Origin of the sequence: Photobacterium nomapromontoriensis (genome assembly GCF_050336815.1) — a bacterium.
GTDB classification, from domain to species: domain Bacteria; phylum Pseudomonadota; class Gammaproteobacteria; order Enterobacterales; family Vibrionaceae; genus Photobacterium; species Photobacterium nomapromontoriensis.
This window is the reverse complement of sequence record NZ_JAKJSL010000040.1, coordinates 1-14,483: the sequence shown is the minus strand read 5'-3', so window position 1 is coordinate 14,483 and position 14,483 is coordinate 1. Positions and strand designations below refer to the sequence as shown.

Here is a 14,483-nt window from a genome sequence, read left to right as displayed (position 1 = left end):
AATTATGGTAGCAATTTAGCTTACACCTGTACGCCAAACAACTCGGATCAGTGCTGGACAAACCAGTTGCGTATACGCATTAACCAATTGCTTTCGTGATCGTGTAAGCCAAGATGGAAAGCATCTATGCGCAGTGCAATACGCGCCAGTAATGTCTCATCATCATCTTCGTCTTCACTACGGAAAACCTTACCGGTTAGTAGCGGTAGGGCTTCGTCGACACTTTCTACTGTCCATAGGTGGAATTGACCGGCTTTAATGGCCTCAAGCACTTCATCGTTTAGGCAAAGGTTGGTCATGTTTGTTTTCGGCAAGATAACACCCTGACTGCCGGTTAGTCCACGGTAAGCACAAACCTTGTAGAAGCCTTCGATCTTTTCGTTAATCCCGCCCACGGCCTGTACTCGGCCAAATTGATCAACTGCACCCGTAATGGCTATTTGCTGATTAATAGGTTGGATAGCCAATGCTGAAACCAGTGAGCATAATTCGGCCAGCGAGGCACTGTCGCCATCCACTTCGGAATAAGATTGTTCGAATACGATAGAAGCGGCAAACGGAAGGGCTTGATCTAAATCTAACGCTGCACTCAGGAAGGCCTGCATGATCATCATGCCCTTAGCATGGATATTGCCACCTAGCTCCGCCTTGCGCTCTACATCGGCAATATCACCATCACCAAAGTGGACAACGCACGAGATACGAGCAGGTTCACCATAGGCACGAGGGTGCCCAGGCACTTCAACCACGGTTAGCCCGTTGACCTGACCCACTTGCTCGCCTTGACAATCAATCAATACCTGACCGTGATGGATGTCTTCAATGGCACGCTCTGGCAGGTACGACTCACGGTACTCTCGGGCAGCAATTGAATCTTGAATATGCTTCGCCGTAATGATGTTACCCTGTGACTCCAGTGCAGCTTCACAGAGTAAGCTCTGGTGCCAGATGGGGCAAAGAGGTATACGGGTTTGGTCTTCAGCATGTCGAGCGCCTGTTTTGAGCACCATGATTAGTGCTTCGGCGTCGGCAAGCTCAGGTAAAGCAGCGGTATGGATAATCGACTTAAGATAAGCGAGATAGAGCGGCAGGTTGTCTTGGTTGATCAGTAGATCTTGTTCAAACTCACTATACATGGTGAAGCCGGAAGCGATATCAGGCTCAGCATTGTCTAGCTCACCCATTAAGTAGCGATCGCCGATCAGTACTAGTTTGATGTTGAGTTTCTCAGCTGGTGGCAGAGGGTACAGTGTTTTATTTGATGCGGCCTGCCATTCCAGCGAGCCGTTCATCAACACGCTTTTAAGGCGAGGCCAAAGACTTGGGTTTGCTAAGATAGAGCCAACAGAAAGAACCAGATACCCATTGTTAGCCTGATGCACTAAACCATGCTTAATCTGCTGTTTATGAATGTTATTTTCTTCGATAGGTGGGTATACCGCCCCAAACAGGCTTTGTTCGGTGACATTCTCCCCAACAATGATTGGCGACGCTTCATTATTGTACTGAGCAATTAGCTCAATCACATAATCGCGATACACTTTGTTATCCGGCGCGATAATACGTAATACGCGAGGCTGAAGTTCGACAGCAGTAAACCGACGTACAGCGTCCGTTAGGCGATCTTGTAATGTTCCGGTTACTGCTGGGGAGAGATCGTCATACTGATCCAATATGGTTTGGTATTCAGTGTAGTCTGGAGTCATTGTACGCCAGGTTTCTTCATGCATGGGCTTGTGCTTTTTATGTCGTTAGTGTGAAAAAGACAGCAGTATAAAGGAATCAATAGCTTCATAATAGCTAGACGGTGATGTTATTTACTTCATTTGCAGTTGCAGTGAGATCAACTTAAAAACAATTGCTTAAATTTAAAAAGAGAATTGAGCTTTACCTGTCCTACAGTTACACTGTCACCCATGAGTATGGGCATATCGAGAATCTCTAAAGACTATGAAATATCAGCAGCTTGAAAATCTGGAAGCCGGTTGGAAATGGCATTATTTGGTGAAAAAATGGAAAGAAAGTGAGTCTGTTACTCACTACATTGACACCAGTGAAGCGACGGCTGCTGTAGAAGAGCTTCTTGCCATCGAACATGAACCAACGAAAGTGCTTAAATGGATAGATAAGCATATGTCGCCAGAGCTTGATAACAAGCTTAAGCAAGCCATCAGGGCGAAGCGAAAACGCCATTTTAACGCGGAACAGGTTCATACGCGAAAGAAATCGATCGATTTAGATTATCGGGTATGGGAAAAACTGGCTGAAAAATCGAAAGATCTTGATTGTACTTTATCTGACACGATTGAATACTTGCTAAGTGAATCGAATAAGACCGAACAAGCTAGTAAGAGAGTGCTTGATATTAAGAATGACTTGCATGAGTTGCTAGATTTAGAATAGCTGCTCTACCTATCGATCTCTGTGTTGTCAGCGAGAAATAGGTTACTGGTTTACTATCACTGATTCACTAAAAATTAGGTTACAAAGGGAGTACGGTATGGAGTATGTTATTGTCCTGGCGATTGTCGTGTTTATTCTTGTTTTCAAAGACAGGCCTATTATCGTGCTCACCTTTGAAGACGGTAAGCTGACAAAGCAGAAGGGAGATATTCCAAACGGTTTTCTCATTGGCTGTAAAGACATCGCGCATAAACAACCTTTTTCAGGTCAGGTCAAAGTGTATAAGAATCGCTTTGTGACCAAGCTGACATTTTCTAAGACGGTGCCGAGTAAGGTGAAACAACGTATTAATAATGTTTACCCGCATACCGGTGGTTCGAAAAAGCGTGGTAAACGTGCTTAGTCGATTATGATAGCATTACAGCTAAGGCTTCTTCGGAAGCCTTTTTGTTTTTACGTCAATTATAATGTACCCAAGCTGCGAGTCTGTGGCTTAATTTGACATCTTAAGAGGTATCAATGCTGATGATCCCCCATGCTTTTCGCTTGACTGAAGGTGATGATTTAAAACACGCTATTCTGGCGTATGTTCAAACAAATGGTATTGAAGCGGGCTCTTTATTGAGTGGAGTAGGCTGTTTGTCTTGTGCCAAGATCCGTTTGGCTAATGAAACACAAGAGTTGGTATTAGATGGACCACTTGAAATACTGACCCTTATGGGAACATTAACACCGGATCACATTCATCTGCATATTGCCGTTGCAGATAAAACTGGTGCAGTATATGGCGGGCACCTTGTTGATGGCTGTATCGTCTCTTTCACGGCAGAAATATGTTTAGCCGCTTATCAGAATATGGCATTTCATCGCCATTTTGACCCTAATACGGGCTTTACAGAGCTGGTGGTTACCCCCAAATAGTGTGTTTCAAGGGTAACTGACGAAAATGGCTGAGAGCGTGTTAATGCTTAGTCTTAGGTGAAGGGGACGCCACGGCATGTATTAACGCTTGTTGGCTACTTAGATAAAGCTGCACTTTATGTTGTAGCTCTGCCAGCGCCAGTTCAGCAGCTAGCCGACGCTGTTTCTCTTCTTCAAGTTGCTTACCAAGATCAACGGCAAGGTAACCGCCTTTAATGAGCGCCTTGGTTGTTACATTACTTTCGGTTAAGACTTTAAGATCTTCGATCATGTAGTAATGCTTATCGATGTCTCGTATTGTAATGGCCATAAACTAATGAAAAATAATAAAAAGAAAGCATTATGGCTATAATGTTCAACTTGTCAATAAATTAGATTGCATCTTGTCGGGCTGGTATTTTGGCTGTTATGCCTTTTTGCAATCATTATGGTTCTCGTTGGTTGATACCTTAAGGGATTACATTGGCGTCAATAGAGACATTATTTGCTTTCATTAAGGCGTTGATTACTTTCGATAGTGAAAGGGGTTTTACAATATAACCATTCGGATTATAAGAGATAACACGTTTGACTGTAGCGATCTCACTATCACCAGTCACGACAACGACGGATAAGTCAGGATGTTGTTTCTGTATGAAATCGAGGATCTCCATGCCATCTAACGGGCTTTCTAGATTGAGATCAAGAAAGACACAATCAATTTTTTTTCTGAGTAACAGGGCATACGCTTGCTTGACCCCTGGGGCATAATAAAGCTTATTAATATTTGTGCTCTTGCGTAATAATTGTGCGAGTATATTCGCCATCATTTTATTATCTTCAATGATGAGAAATCGATTCATACTATTCCTATTGATAACGGTTTGGCACATCCATGCCGAGGCAATCATTCGTTATTGTTATATCATAGAGTAAAAAAAAATCAGGCGTAATCAAAAAGTTGTAATTATGTGATCAAACATAAAGAGAGTCATGCGGATAAAATAACGGTGGATACTTTGCTTATTCTAGTGCACTATAACTTATGGTTTAGGTAAGTTATATTTTACTCAATACGACATAATTTTCTGGCTATACAACACAAAAACAATGTCATTTATATTGCTTGAAAAAGATAAACCAGCGATACTCGCGCAAATTTTTCCTAGCCCACCGTTAATTAGTACCTAAATAATGAAAAGGGAACTGAATAGGGCTAATAAAACGTCTTATACAGAGGGCACAATGAACCCCATCATTATCAGCATTTCGCTGTTGGTTTGCAGTAATATCTTCATGACTTTTGCTTGGTATGCACACTTAAAGGAGCTAAACAATAAGCCATGGATTATTGCTGCGCTCATCAGCTGGGGGATTGCATTATTCGAGTACTTACTACAAGTTCCCGCAAATAGGATAGGTTACACCTCTCTGAATGTAGGGCAGTTGAAAATTATGCAAGAAGTGATCACCTTAATGGTTTTTGTACCATTCTCGGTGTTTTATTTGCGCGAGCCACTTAAACTTGATTATCTGTGGGCGGGAATATGCTTGGTCGGAGCGGTGTATTTCGCCTTTCGCAGCAAATTTGCTTAAAAGCGACAGTGTCACTTATGCCGTAACACGCTTTCATCGGTTACCGATGCCGGAGATTGGCTTAATATTGTCGTTAAATACACGTGATTAAGCCAATCAATAGTGACGGGGTCACATTTATCTTAGTGACGTTGGGGCAATCAGTTTCCCTTCAGCAATAACATGCTGGTGGATCAAATAGCCGCCGTGAGCGGGAAGTGCATTTTCAGGTAAATCTAATTTTTCGACATCCAATGCATAAACCGTGATTGTATAATTATGTGGCTTTGCTCCAGCTGGTGGACACGCACCACCAAATCCTTTAAATCCAAAATCATTAATAACCTGAACTGCACCTGCGGGTAAGAATTCATTATTCACATTACCGGCATGTGCTTCGAGAGTTTTGACTTTGGCTGGAATATTTATCACCATCCAGTGCCACCAACCACTTCCTGTCGGAGCATCAGGATCATACATGGTCACCGCGAAACTTTTCGCCCCATCAGGTACGTTTGACCAAGTTAACTCTGGGGAAATATTTTTACCGGTACAGCCCCAGTTATTGAAAACCTGATCTTTCGTTAATGACTCACCATTTGTGACTGAAGGGCTGGTCAACGTCATCGTTTTTTTTGAATCTGCGGCAATCGCATCATAGGCTCCATAAGTCGATATGCCTGTTAATAAAACCGCCATTGAAATTGCTTTAACCATTCCCATCTTAAATTCCTCGTCATTATGTATAGGACATGACTAAGCGTAGGCTGACTGTTTTGCATCCGCAATATAATCACTATATGCCACATGAGCACTAAACAATAAAGAAAGCTGGTTATTTTGTATTTGGCTTATGGATTGATTTGCTCGTTTTAATGATTGACACGCTTGACTGATTATTTAATGCAATATCTTTGTCATGAACTAAATCAGCATTTTGTTTTAATGATCCATCAGGTAAGATAGCATTGCTTCTCGCTGTATAATGTTTTGATGATGTTCGGCTATGAAGTGATTTCTGTTTTAGCTTACTAATTTCATGCTTAAGGGAAGTAATTGTGGATGACGTATCTTTATCTTTCTCATGAGACTGTTCTAATTCGACTAATAGCTCATCAATACGGCTCATGTATTTTTCATTTTCAGCGCTAATTTGTGCGAGCTCTTCATCGTAACTATCTAGTTTTGCAACTAAGTTTTTAACAAACGAGCCCATTTCATCAGCACTTCCAGCTAGGCGATTGAAAACACTAAGAAAGTATGACACTAGTTCATTGTCGGAAAAGTTAGGGTATTTTACTTTATGGTCTATTTCACTCCATCCTTCTTCAAAGATGGTTCTCACTTGCACTTCAACATGTATCGTTCTGCTGGCCGGTTTCGTGTTTAAAACATAATGAATGGAACGGTAGCCATAATGATGATTTTTAATTTCATAGTCATCAATTAAATCACGGTATATATCTGTATCATCGCCACTTCGTGTGTACACAATGGTTGGTTTTTGAGTCGGCCAATTTGAACGGAGAAATTTATCGATAGGCAAGAAGTCATCTTTGAATAGATGAATAGCACGAACCCCAATTAAATCCGTTACTATATCATCATAATTATCAATTGAGATATTACTGTATTTATCGCTAAAAAATGAGGATTCAGGATCTGTTTTGCGGATCAACTTTTCCATTAAATGTTGATAATTTTTAACGCGCCACCTAACTGAATGTACATTCTCACAACGTTGGATAGGTTTCACAAAAAATTCCGCGGTTTCAGACAGTTCCAATATTCTTTGCTTATGGTGCTGGCCAATCGCGATTAACTCATCCCAGCTAAGGTGAGATCGCTCTAATGCCTGGATGTCTATGTTATTTGAAGCTAGAAAGACTTCTTTAGTTAACGTCATAATGATCCTTTATTGGGCAAACCAACAATGGTTGAACCCAAGCTACCTATCACATCAAAGAACGTCATCGTTATTCTGAAATAAGTGTAACGTAAATTGTGTTCATTCTGGTCGGTAATGCAAGAGAGGTGATTGAATTCTAGATTAAACAGATTAGATCTTAGCAGTGACGATCATTTTGTTATATGAGTATTACGTCTTGATTTGTAAGGGAGGCGAGGGACGGTCACTTGGGATAAGTGACCGTGATAACAGTTTTATGGCTGGTGTTTATCGAGGAACAGGGTATAGCGTCTCATAGCGAATTGCGATACAACTCCCAGTAAGATCTTCTAGTACCGCTTTGGTTGAACCACTTTCATATACGGCTTTACCCGCTAACTCACCGATATATTTGTAATCCTTGTATGTGGTCTCACGAACAGCATTACAGGATTTATTAGGGAAAGTGATCATCTGCATTAGCGTACCGTCACACTTCCCATTAATACCAGGCGTGACTGATAGAGTGGCATAACCCCAAGTGCCATCATTATACTTCTTGATATTCAGTGAAGAGAACAGTCGGTCTGACGCTTGATCTTTTGCTGATGATGACCAAGCACCATTGGCACCTGCATTTTCATTAAGAAACTTATCCATGGTCTGAATCTCTTGGATACACTGGTTCACACCCCATTCCTTAGCCTGATTGGTAATCACACCTGAAAACTCACCTTCCGCTTGGACTTGACCACAGGCCAATAAGAAAGTTGTTCCAATCAAGATTTTTTTCATTTGTTGCTCCATCCATTTTCGATAACACTTAGCGGATAGGTATATTATCAGTGTGAAATGCATGAAGTATTGATTTTACACATACAACCAGCATTGCCGTCTGCATATCTGGGCATGAGAGGTTTATATGTCTGGTTTCTGCAGTTTTTTTATGGGTAAGATTAATGGTAGTTAAGGTGGATATGCTTGATAATCGCCATATGGGAACCCAGTAAGCTGAAAATCTAACTCAGAAAGGAGTTAACTCATCATGCTTGTATGATATTTAAGCGCAACAGTCAATATAGAATGGCATCCTTATGTAAGGTGCCAATGAAAGCATCAAATAACAACCGGATTGATTTATAATTGCACATACAATACAAATTGGTGACGTGGTAACGTTTAATTAAAATCATATATTCATGAATAACCCACCTCACACTGAAGACAAATAAATACATAATGTGCTGCCTAGCATAATTTAAGAACATAAATTCAAGTAATTCTTAAGTATTGAAGTAAATGACTGTAATCTATCCATAATTTAGTCTCCAACTCATTAGTAAGAGTTATGGTATTCAGTGATTTTAATCGGCTAGCGCTTTCACATCTCAACCGTTTGCTCATGTATTTCGCCAGCAGCACAATTCTGTTTTTACTTAGCCTAAGAATCCGTGATTGGGCTGGAAGCTTCATCGGTTGGCAAAGTACTTTTATGACAGAACTATTTTATATTCCCGTCGTGGTATTCGGCTTTTGTTCGCTATTTATGTTGGCATTGATTGCATCATGGTTTGCTTCATATCAAGAAGCCAAGTGTGAGGCTGAAAATTTTAATTTGGAAATGATTAAAAGAAGATGGAGTCGCGTCATCGGTCCCATTCGCTGGAAATAGTGGGAGCGGCCATTGAGTAAACGCGTGAGATGTTTCTTATCTCAATAGTGGCTGTACGAAACTAAGTGCCTTATGCATTGTAGAGTATAGGACGAACCCATTACCATAGTTGGCCAAGAATACTCTTTTCTGTAATCACCATCACTTTGCAACATCCATAGAAAATCTGGCTAGGTCTTAAGTTTATGATGCAAAAATGATTGTATGTACTCAAAAAATGTAGACTGCATCAACAAATGACGCGTAATTATATGCTCTTATTCTCATGTACTTGCATTGGCTGAAATATCAATAAAATGAATGGTGGGGAATATGTATCAAGAAAGCGACTTCAGAATTCAAGATAATGCGTTTAGCTATAAGAGAGATACTTATCCGTTATCGAAAATCAATGATGTGAGAGTTAAAGAGTTAAGTCTTCTTGATAATATTGGGCAGCTTGTATTTTGGCTCGTTGTCTTTACTGCCGGTCTTTGGTTCGGAATTGCAGCGGTTGATAGCGTCCCTCAATGGTTAGTCATTCTTGTCGCGAGTCTTACTCTTGTAGCAGTTATATTTGCATTGTTTCGGTGCTCTCGTTATGCACTTCAAGTAGAGTTTAAGCACATCGATGAGACAGGGTTGCAGTGGGTCAATGTAGCAAAATCTTACTCTAAAGCGGACAGCAAACTATTCAAAAAGCTAGTCATTGAGCTAAAGCAAAAAATCATCTAACATTTCTTATCGTTGTTATCATCAAACTCAATGAGTAAACGCAGTTAAGAGGTTTCATGGAAGAACAATCTCAAATATTTTTAGACAATTACCTCAACGCGTTAAGTGAGCATGAACGTGAAAAGTATCAATCATTCAGCTCTGACTATTTCTGTGCCGATGAATATAATGCCAATTTATGTGCTGAATTAATTCGCGTTGGCAAAAAGGCAGCAACGTGTAGCCAGATCATTTGGTATGAGTCAGGTAAAGAACCAATGCCAACGGTTGGGCATTTACAAGTCGTCGTTGATTGGGATGGAAAGCCAATTTGTATTATTGAAACTGATTCAGTTGAAACATGTAAATATAATGAAGTTACCGCTGAATTTGCTTATGCAGAAGGAGAAGGTGATCGTTCACTTAAATGGTGGCGCAAGACTCATTGGGATTTTTTCGCTACGGAATGTTATGAATTAGGTATTGAGCCAAACGAAAGCATGGTGCTTGTTTTAGAAAAATTCCATGTGGTTCATCATTCCACATGATAATAAGTTTTTGCTGTGAATATAAAGAATGAAGTTGTTTTTGAAAAGAGTAGTATTGCTGTGTATATGGATTCTATTAAGTTTTAATCTTGCGGCGAATGCAGGGAATACCACTATCTATGGTTCATTAATGCCTTTTGGACCATCATTTATAGCCGGTGAATACGTAAACTTTGGGTTTTGGTCGAATGATATTGAATCATATATGATGCTTTTTTGGTTTATTGGATTAATTACTTTTTTCTTAAATCGTAAATTATTAGTCTTATATTTTCTAACGTTGATTTTTACTCAAACAGTATTCATAAATATTGTTAATGATGAACTATTAACATTGACTGGTTATATGTTGCTTATTCCAATCGAGCTCTTCTATTTAATGATATCCTTTTTATTGCTGAAAAAGCATAAGGTTGAGAAATGGAATGGCTCAGATAAGTCTTAATGCTCGGTATTTGAGTTTTTATAAAGCTAACATCGTAGTGGCATGGTTAAATGTTAAGCAAATAGGGCGTGCTTCACACGAATAATTAAGTAAAACCTCAAAAAGTGACGATGTAACAAATTAAATTCACTTAATGATGAGGGTGCACGTTACATATTTATATAGACTGACAAACAACGCACTAGTGGAACACCGTGCGTATGCGGTTGGTATTATATTGAAAAATAAACTAACAAGTCGTTATTTTTTACTTCAAGTCAAATTTCCAAAAGCCCGCAAGGCTATAGCTTTAGCGGTTTTTTGTGTTTGTCTTAAAACCGAATCATTTGCTTTTCTGTTGGGGACTTTTACGTAAACCAACAGAGAGCAAACAACATGAGTGCAAAAACCAAAGGCCATGTGATCACAGGTGTGATTGCATTACTGGTTGCGGGTTCTGTAGTATGGGCATCAAACAACGTTGATGGCGTCGAAGACGTGATTGGTTAAGGAGTAGGACATGGCACTACTTCAAAGCAAATTCGCGCCATGCCCTAAAGAGCTTGCTTCCGACGATCGCTGCCGTCGCCATTGGTTTCTTCTATACGGTTCGCAAGGAAAAAGACTAGGGGATTTGGATGGGGGAAATCATTACGCTGTTTTCTACATCTCCGACTCTAATTATCTCTTACTTGCTATTTCGTTTGGTTAAAGCCCATGAGTCAACTTAAGAAAATGCTGGCTCAACATGAGAAGCAGCTCATAAAACTCGAATGGAAAATGAGTAGCGAAATGAGTGATAGTTGACTGGCTCGCATATTGACCAAAATGACTTGAACACCAACTCAATTTTATTGTGTCCTACTTGGATGAACTAAAAACACCAAGGACGAACATGAAACCATTTATTATTTTATCGCTGCTTACACTGAGTTTTAATTGTTTCAGTAATAACCCTGATGAGAATAATCAGGTGAGTGCATTTGACCAATTGAAAATAACGCCAGCAACGTTATATGACACAGGAAATTGATATCTCAAAAAGTTGCAGGTGAATGGATTAAAGGTAACGGTGCAAAATTTGAGGTTAAAAGGATGCGGGTTGTTGAGCGAAGCGATAGTTTGGGCGTATCAAGGGAAATCAAAATACGTCACAAGAGCAAATTGCTTAGCTCTTCAAGATGCCACATTAAGGCGATTCAATACTGAAAAAATGGCGAGAGATATTTGGCCAATGCTAAGCACTGATGAATATGAAGCCTTATCAAAGGAAATATTTATCATGACTGAATTGATTGATAAAGATAACTCAGAACTGTTCAGTATCTGTGAATGATAAAAGCCCGAAAACGCGGGCTTTTTTACGAATAAAGGTTAGGGAGCTTGTTTACGATTGGCCTATGAGGGCTTCGACCTTCGAACCAGTCATGATGAGAGCCGTCGATCTGGATCGGTTCACCCAAGCAATCATGCCGGTTGCGGGGTTGGTAGATCTTAGGTCTGTGTTTGGCATGAGGTATCCAGAGGCCGTCTGCGATCATCCATTGGCACAGTGTTTCCAATGAGATGTGAATGCCGTGAACTTCAGAGAGTTTTTCATGAGTGAGAGTTGGACCGAAGTCAGGATATTTTTCATTGAGCAACTTCAGGCTGCGGTATCGAATATCGGCACTGATTTTATTTGAAGATGGATTACCTCGAAGGCCAGCTGCGCTAAATTGACGAAACCGTGTGACCAGTCGTTGAACTTGGCGAACACTGATTGAAAGGATACGTGCAGCATCAGCGCATCGCGGATAGCGTTCAGGCGTAAAATGTCTTTGTTGTTCATGGTTACCAACATCTCATTGGCTCCAGAGCACAGTAAATACCAAGCTCTGAAGGTAGTTCAACATGACATTTCTAACTGGCTCAAACCTGACACTTCTAAATGGTTCTAACACCTTTGGTGCGCATTATGTATAGTATGGGTAAACTAAAAAAGCCCCAATCAGGCGGGGCTTCTGTCACTTAATGCACTGATAAATCTAGGGTTTTCGTATTTATCTTTCAATAAGCCGTAGACGACATTTTGATCATTAATTTCAAGTAAATCAGCCACTTGAAAGGCAGTGTCCCAATCTAGGTTATTCTTACCTTTCATCCAATTGCTTACACGTGCAGAACTAACCCCTAGCTTCTTCGCTAGTTGATAGTCAGAGGACAGATTAAACCTAGTCTTAACCTGAAGAAGTAAATCAATTGTGTAGCTCATCAATATGCCGCCAAATATGCATAGTTTGTTAAATCATAGGCGATCAAAATGATCATTCCTATACTAACCCTAGGGTTGCTAGTAATTTTTAAGTTGCTAATAATTACTCATACAAACACACACTTGCTTGTATGGGGATACAGACATGGAAACAGTCAAACAAAATGTAATCAGTCCAATACACAAACCTTGCCCAGATATGGCGGGCACGGCTAATTTTGATAAAGCACTTACTGAAAAATCACTCACCATCGTTCAATCACTCCGCAAACGCTTCGGCCTCAATACCGGATGCCGCACCCAAGGCGGTAAAGATTTCCGTTTCAGCCGACCTTTTCAGGTTCAAGCCCGCCGCGCCATGATGGCGAAAGGGGGTGTGCTGTGAATGTTCATAAAGAACTATATAAATTGTTCTATCAGGCTGAGCGCGCTAGTAGAGCAGACCTTTTAAAACGATATTATAAATGCCCCTTTAGTCTTTCGCAGGATGCAATACGAATGGCTTACATGTATTGCCTTGATGGCATTGATATTGTTTATTTGTTTAAAGCTCAAGCCGCTGCAACTAGTGTGATGGTCAATCGCCGTAAGCCAAATTTTCAGCAGTCACAGAAATTACAGGATGTCTTCAACCGCAGAGCGTTTGGGGGTGAGCTATGAACATCCATGACTTGAAAATCAAAACCGAATATCTAAAGGCCATTATTGATGGTGATAAGACCTTTGAAATTCGTAAGAATGACCGTGATTTCAAAGTGGGTGATCGTATCTGCCTAAGTGATGGTACCCAATACATCATCGTTCGAATTAAATACATTACTGATTTTGCACAACAAGACGGCTATATCGTTTTCTCCTTTGATTGGATAGGAGGAGGTGCACTATGAGAGCTCAAGCGAAAGTTATCAAAATTGGGCACCGATATTTTTGCCGTTTTGGTAAGTCAGGCCAAGTGCTTACTGCATGGTCATTGGCTGGAAGTCAGATATTTTGTGATTCTCGCGTTGCTGAATCAGTCATGGATGCATTGAAGGCCAAAGGTAAGAAACCTCAGTTACTCACCGTGATATTGGAGGTGCAATCATGAGCGCCTCCATTCAGTGGTACTCAAATTCCGGCGCAGTGGTAAACAAGCCTTTACCATTCACACCTCAAACTAACTTTTACCGTGCTGTTGCTCAGTGTGTTGATTTCGCAGGTAATGAGCCGACGCACGTACATTATCCAATCGCAATAATTCCGGTGGACTCAAACCGCCGTTTGGTGGTGATGTCATGACAACTAACCGAATCCCTAAGCAAGTCACCAAAGCCCCTTCGGGGGCGGCGGTTTCTTCCATGCCATTGCATGTTGCAGATGTACCACTTGAAACCGCTATGGTTGCTGATGTTTTTGCATTGCATGCTCTTGATGAGGCAAAGAAAAACATTCAGGTCGCACAGTATTACCGGGAAGAAGGTGAGAAGAATAGAGCCCGATTCTATTTGAATAAAGCCGCAGAGTTTCGAGCTGTATATCAAGCCTTTACGAAAGCAATTGATGTTATGGGGGGCCTGTCATGAATCATAACCTTTACCACCTCCTGAAAAGGGAAATCCGCGCCAGTATTGTACTTGCGCGTAACTACCGACTCAGCGGCGAGCGCCGTTTGGCGATTCAGTTTTTAAATGATGCGGCTTTATGTCGTCGTGAACTTATCGAATTAGAGGGATGTTAATGCTGATTACCACTTCACCTTGTGCCGCGTTTGGGAAAGTCATTTGGCCGGGGCAAATATTACAAGTATTTGTCGCTCCCTCAAAAGAGGCTATAGAAACAGCAGATGGTTTTGACTTGATAAGCCAAGAAGACGCGCACGATTTATTGAACAACCATGGCGCTCATTTGGTCATGATGCCGGATAGTTTTTGTTTTGTGAAAGGTGAAGCAGATGCCAATGCTCCCTCCTAACGATCTCCTGTTTGTTGCGGGCGCCGTTCAGCCCGCAAACATCACCAAAGACAATGAAGCCAGCTATCATGCTGGTTTTTTAGGATTCGATTTTTGTGGTGCGCGGCCAGAACCGTTCACACCGCAAAGACTTTGGGACTTAAATCGCGTTAACCGTGACAATGCTTATTATTTAT

Annotated in this window: 25 protein-coding genes and 1 pseudogene; 18 read left to right on the top strand and 8 right to left on the bottom strand. The window is 40.8% G+C overall.

Going from position 1 to position 14,483, the window contains the following annotated elements; all coding sequences use genetic code 11:
* Positions 1–47: 47 nt before the first annotated feature.
* Positions 48–1,730: an AAA family ATPase gene (locus tag L4D12_RS17175; RefSeq protein ID WP_428449056.1), complete on the bottom strand. Its 1,683-nt coding sequence runs from the start codon at positions 1,728–1,730 to the stop codon at positions 48–50.
* Positions 1,731–1,950: 220 nt separating this feature from the next.
* Between L4D12_RS17175 and matP the strand changes: the two genes are divergently transcribed.
* The 3 genes from matP (at position 1,951) to L4D12_RS17160 (ending at position 3,324) form a co-directional block, all read left to right on the top strand.
* Entirely contained in the window at positions 1,951–2,403 is a 453-nt protein-coding gene (matP, locus tag L4D12_RS17170) for a macrodomain Ter protein MatP (RefSeq protein WP_428449055.1), read from the top strand.
* A 97-nt stretch (positions 2,404–2,500) separates the two neighbouring features.
* On the top strand, positions 2,501–2,806 hold the full coding sequence (locus L4D12_RS17165) for a DUF3634 family protein (RefSeq protein WP_428449054.1): 306 nt from the start codon (positions 2,501–2,503) through the stop codon (positions 2,804–2,806).
* A gap of 119 nt (positions 2,807–2,925) precedes the next feature.
* Positions 2,926–3,324: a PPC domain-containing DNA-binding protein gene (locus tag L4D12_RS17160; RefSeq protein WP_428449100.1), complete on the top strand. Its 399-nt coding sequence runs from the start codon at positions 2,926–2,928 to the stop codon at positions 3,322–3,324.
* Positions 3,325–3,364: 40 nt separating this feature from the next.
* Here L4D12_RS17160 and L4D12_RS17155 read toward each other — a convergent pair whose 3' ends face one another.
* Both L4D12_RS17155 and L4D12_RS17150 read right to left on the bottom strand, forming a co-directional pair.
* Positions 3,365–3,595 (bottom strand): hypothetical protein, encoded by a 231-nt coding sequence (locus L4D12_RS17155; protein WP_428449053.1) that lies wholly within the window; start codon positions 3,593–3,595, stop codon positions 3,365–3,367.
* Between the two features lie 178 nt (positions 3,596–3,773).
* Positions 3,774–4,166: a response regulator gene (locus tag L4D12_RS17150; RefSeq protein ID WP_428449052.1), complete on the bottom strand. Its 393-nt coding sequence runs from the start codon at positions 4,164–4,166 to the stop codon at positions 3,774–3,776.
* Positions 4,167–4,548: 382 nt separating this feature from the next.
* Between L4D12_RS17150 and L4D12_RS17145 the strand changes: the two genes are divergently transcribed.
* Positions 4,549–4,899 (top strand): DMT family protein, encoded by a 351-nt coding sequence (locus L4D12_RS17145; RefSeq protein WP_428449051.1) that lies wholly within the window; start codon positions 4,549–4,551, stop codon positions 4,897–4,899.
* Positions 4,900–5,016: 117 nt separating this feature from the next.
* On the opposite strand, the gene L4D12_RS17140 is transcribed toward L4D12_RS17145, so the two are convergent.
* The 3 genes from L4D12_RS17140 to L4D12_RS17130 form a co-directional block, all read right to left on the bottom strand.
* Positions 5,017–5,601, bottom strand: coding sequence for a YbhB/YbcL family Raf kinase inhibitor-like protein (locus tag L4D12_RS17140; protein ID WP_428449050.1), 585 nt, complete (start codon positions 5,599–5,601; stop codon positions 5,017–5,019).
* A 112-nt stretch (positions 5,602–5,713) separates the two neighbouring features.
* Positions 5,714–6,784 carry a RelA/SpoT domain-containing protein gene (locus tag L4D12_RS17135; RefSeq protein ID WP_428449049.1) on the bottom strand — a complete coding sequence of 357 codons (1,071 nt, stop codon included), beginning with the start codon at positions 6,782–6,784 and terminating at the stop codon, positions 5,714–5,716.
* A gap of 270 nt (positions 6,785–7,054) precedes the next feature.
* Complete coding sequence (locus tag L4D12_RS17130; protein WP_428449048.1) at positions 7,055–7,561, bottom strand: hypothetical protein; 507 nt, start codon at positions 7,559–7,561, stop codon at positions 7,055–7,057.
* Between the two features lie 553 nt (positions 7,562–8,114).
* Here L4D12_RS17130 and L4D12_RS17125 point away from each other — a divergent pair.
* The 5 genes from L4D12_RS17125 (at position 8,115) to L4D12_RS17105 (ending at position 11,439) form a co-directional block, all read left to right on the top strand.
* Positions 8,115–8,438, top strand: coding sequence for a hypothetical protein (locus tag L4D12_RS17125; protein WP_428449047.1), 324 nt, complete (start codon positions 8,115–8,117; stop codon positions 8,436–8,438).
* Positions 8,439–8,750: 312 nt separating this feature from the next.
* On the top strand, positions 8,751–9,152 hold the full coding sequence (locus L4D12_RS17120; protein WP_428449046.1) for a DUF6232 family protein: 402 nt from the start codon (positions 8,751–8,753) through the stop codon (positions 9,150–9,152).
* 56 nt (positions 9,153–9,208) lie between these two features.
* A complete protein-coding gene (locus tag L4D12_RS17115; protein ID WP_428449045.1) occupies positions 9,209–9,679 on the top strand; it encodes an ASCH domain-containing protein in 471 nt (156 codons plus the stop codon).
* Between the two features lie 944 nt (positions 9,680–10,623).
* A complete protein-coding gene (locus L4D12_RS17110; RefSeq protein ID WP_428449044.1) occupies positions 10,624–10,815 on the top strand; it encodes a hypothetical protein in 192 nt (63 codons plus the stop codon).
* Between the two features lie 393 nt (positions 10,816–11,208).
* Positions 11,209–11,439, top strand: a complete 231-nt coding sequence (locus L4D12_RS17105) for a hypothetical protein (protein WP_428449043.1) — start codon at positions 11,209–11,211, stop codon at positions 11,437–11,439.
* A 309-nt stretch (positions 11,440–11,748) separates the two neighbouring features.
* On the opposite strand, the gene L4D12_RS17100 is transcribed toward L4D12_RS17105, so the two are convergent.
* On the bottom strand, positions 11,749–11,946 hold the full coding sequence (locus L4D12_RS17100; RefSeq protein WP_428449042.1) for a hypothetical protein: 198 nt from the start codon (positions 11,944–11,946) through the stop codon (positions 11,749–11,751).
* 147 nt (positions 11,947–12,093) lie between these two features.
* A complete protein-coding gene (locus L4D12_RS17095; RefSeq protein ID WP_428449099.1) occupies positions 12,094–12,357 on the bottom strand; it encodes a helix-turn-helix domain-containing protein in 264 nt (87 codons plus the stop codon).
* A gap of 145 nt (positions 12,358–12,502) precedes the next feature.
* On the opposite strand from L4D12_RS17095, the gene L4D12_RS17090 reads away from it, so the two are divergent.
* From L4D12_RS17090 to L4D12_RS17050, 9 genes and pseudogenes are all read left to right on the top strand, one after another.
* Entirely contained in the window at positions 12,503–12,742 is a 240-nt protein-coding gene (locus L4D12_RS17090) for a hypothetical protein (protein WP_428446275.1), read from the top strand.
* A gap of 113 nt (positions 12,743–12,855) precedes the next feature.
* Positions 12,856–13,017 (top strand): hypothetical protein, encoded by a 162-nt coding sequence (locus L4D12_RS17085; protein WP_428449041.1) that lies wholly within the window; start codon positions 12,856–12,858, stop codon positions 13,015–13,017.
* Positions 13,014–13,244, top strand: a complete 231-nt coding sequence (locus L4D12_RS17080) for a DUF3850 domain-containing protein (RefSeq protein ID WP_428449040.1) — start codon at positions 13,014–13,016, stop codon at positions 13,242–13,244. The genes L4D12_RS17085 and L4D12_RS17080 overlap by 4 nt, the downstream gene beginning before the upstream one ends.
* Positions 13,241–13,444, top strand: a complete 204-nt coding sequence (locus tag L4D12_RS17075) for a hypothetical protein (protein ID WP_428449039.1) — start codon at positions 13,241–13,243, stop codon at positions 13,442–13,444. Before L4D12_RS17080 ends, L4D12_RS17075 begins: the two co-directional genes overlap by 4 nt.
* Positions 13,441–13,635 carry a hypothetical protein gene (locus tag L4D12_RS17070; RefSeq protein ID WP_428449038.1) on the top strand — a complete coding sequence of 65 codons (195 nt, stop codon included), beginning with the start codon at positions 13,441–13,443 and terminating at the stop codon, positions 13,633–13,635. Before L4D12_RS17075 ends, L4D12_RS17070 begins: the two co-directional genes overlap by 4 nt.
* Positions 13,632–13,919, top strand: a complete 288-nt coding sequence (locus L4D12_RS17065; RefSeq protein WP_428449037.1) for a hypothetical protein — start codon at positions 13,632–13,634, stop codon at positions 13,917–13,919. Before L4D12_RS17070 ends, L4D12_RS17065 begins: the two co-directional genes overlap by 4 nt.
* A complete protein-coding gene (locus L4D12_RS17060) occupies positions 13,916–14,074 on the top strand; it encodes a hypothetical protein (RefSeq protein WP_428446281.1) in 159 nt (52 codons plus the stop codon). The genes L4D12_RS17065 and L4D12_RS17060 overlap by 4 nt, the downstream gene beginning before the upstream one ends.
* Complete coding sequence (locus L4D12_RS17055) at positions 14,074–14,307, top strand: hypothetical protein (protein WP_428449036.1); 234 nt, start codon at positions 14,074–14,076, stop codon at positions 14,305–14,307. The genes L4D12_RS17060 and L4D12_RS17055 overlap by 1 nt, the downstream gene beginning before the upstream one ends.
* A pseudogene (locus L4D12_RS17050) lies at positions 14,288–14,483 on the top strand (rolling circle replication-associated protein); the annotation flags it as partial. The gene L4D12_RS17055 and the pseudogene L4D12_RS17050, both read left to right, overlap by 20 nt.